Raw genomic sequence first — 2132 nt, 5'->3', positions numbered from 1 at the left:
CTTTTCTGTTGCAAACCCGCTGTTTCCAACCCAGAGGTTGAAATACTTATAGACTTCTCCCGAATTCAGGACTGAAACCAGAGTCGATTTTACTTTGAGCTGCTCGGCAATGGTTGTGATCTTGCCTGCGGTCTTCTTTGCATCAAAGCTCACATACGCAACACAGGTTGCGTTCTTTGTGAAATCAAACAATACAGGCTTTCCGTTTGTAACTCGCGCCTGGGAAAGTTCTTTTACCTGGACATTAGTTTGAGGTTCAGGGGAACCGCCTGCACCGCCACCGCCTCCACCACTGCTATGATGGCTGCCTCCACCGCTTGAGCTGCTTTCCTCTGTAGTAACAGTTATTGTGGCAGTTTTTGCGGAGGAAGTGCCGTTTTCATTTATCGCAGTTAAGCTAACAGTATAAGTTCCTGTGGAATAAGTGTGAATCGGATTCTGCTCGGTTGAGTTTGATCCGTCTCCAAAGTCCCAGTTCCTTGAGGTTGCATTTTGTGATTTGTCAGTGAACAGGACTGAAAGGGGAGCATAGCCGCTCGTTACATTGGCACTGAAGTCTGCAACAGGATAAATTATAAACTTGCTGACAATTATATCCCGAGTTTTTGAGTCTGTGCCGTTCTCGTTGCTTACTGTAAGTTTAGCAGTATAATTTCCGGGATTCTGGTATACATAGGCAAAGCTTTTACTGGTGTTGTCTACGGTTCCATCATTGTTAATGTCCCAGTTTCTTGAGACTGCATTTTCTGAAAGGTCCGTAAACTGAACCGTAAGAGGCGCATAACCGCTGGTTACACTGGTGCTGAAATTTGCAACCGGCAAGACTGGCTGCTGTGGGTTGGAAACAGGTACCAGAGGCAGGTAATCTGTAACGTAATTTTTGCTGTCAATATATGAGGAATCGGCAATTCCGTCTTCATCGGCATCGGTTGCAGTCTGCGAAAATCCGGTACCGTCAGGCTTTGCCCAGAAATTACCTCCTATGTACTTTCCGCCGACAATATTTCTGCCAGAAGTCATTTCTATGTTCCACGTAGTGTCTCTTGTGTTGATATCTGCATTAAGGACGTTATTCACATAATTGTTGAAAACAAGATTTCTGTGGCAGGCCGGACACTCATAAAAGCCAGATACGTTATTAAAAGCAACAATGTTTCCAGAAACGGTGTTATCACCGGAAGAATCCAGAAAGATGCCCCTGCTGGTTTCATTAGCTGTGTTCCCGGAGATTTCGTTATCGTTAGAATATGAAATCCACATTCCAAATTCGACATTATTCGATACATTATTACCTGAAATTGTGCTTTTGTTCGAGTTTATATGATTAATCCCTCTTTCATTCAAATTTACATTGTTGTTTAAGAGCTTATTTCCTTCAGAATTCACGAGCTGAATCCCATACATTTTATTTGAGTTTACTTGATTTTCCGAGATATTGTTGTTGTTCGAACTACTGAGAGATATTCCATGCTTATTGTCCGAAAGCTCATTGTTAATAATTGTGCAGTCACTGCATCTAACCAGATAGATTCCTGTTTCTCCGGATTCAATCCTGAACCCGCTAATTGTCGTATTAATTGCTGCAACGTTGAATACACTTGTATTTGGGACAGCTTTAATTATTGTATTTTCAGGCTTCCCGGATTCTGATCTTATTACCAGACTTTGTGTGGTTACTTTGATGTTCTCATTATATGTCCCGGGTTTGACGATTATCACATCGCCTGAAGCCGCATTATTCACTGCGGTCTGTATTGAATCCGTTGAATTAACGGAGATCTCCTTAGCCGCCGCAATTCCCGAGACTAACGCAAAAATTAGCATGACCATTAGCAGGATGATTAATTTTCTCATTTTCATTCCCCAATATAAATGTCAAAGTCTAATAAACTTTTTTAATAAGTTAAAAAATAGGCACAATCAATATAAATATATTGATTCAGTAAACAATATTTGTAAGTAAACTGGAGAAAAAAAGGAAAATAAAAAACAAAAAGAAAATGGAGAAATAAGAAAGAGCAAAAAGAAGAATTTTGATCCTTATTTCTCTTTATTTAGTCGTTCTTTTATTTTCTTCTATGCAGGAATGCCATAACAAGGCAAGCCACTACATAGAGCGCTTCAAATCCAGG

General features: G+C 40.4%; 1 protein-coding gene. It reads right to left on the bottom strand.

Annotated elements, in window-relative coordinates:
- The coding region (locus FXW07_RS19110) for a NosD domain-containing protein (protein WP_229397186.1) at nt 1-1854 on the bottom strand (1854 nt) is incomplete at its 3' end.
- Between the last annotated feature and the right edge of the window lie 278 nt (nt 1855-2132).

The organism is Methanosarcina sp. DH1 (assembly GCF_020804205.1).
Taxonomy (GTDB): domain Archaea; phylum Halobacteriota; class Methanosarcinia; order Methanosarcinales; family Methanosarcinaceae; genus Methanosarcina; species Methanosarcina vacuolata.
The sequence above is the reverse complement of the archived record's forward strand: the minus strand, read 5'-3'. Positions and strand labels throughout refer to the sequence as shown.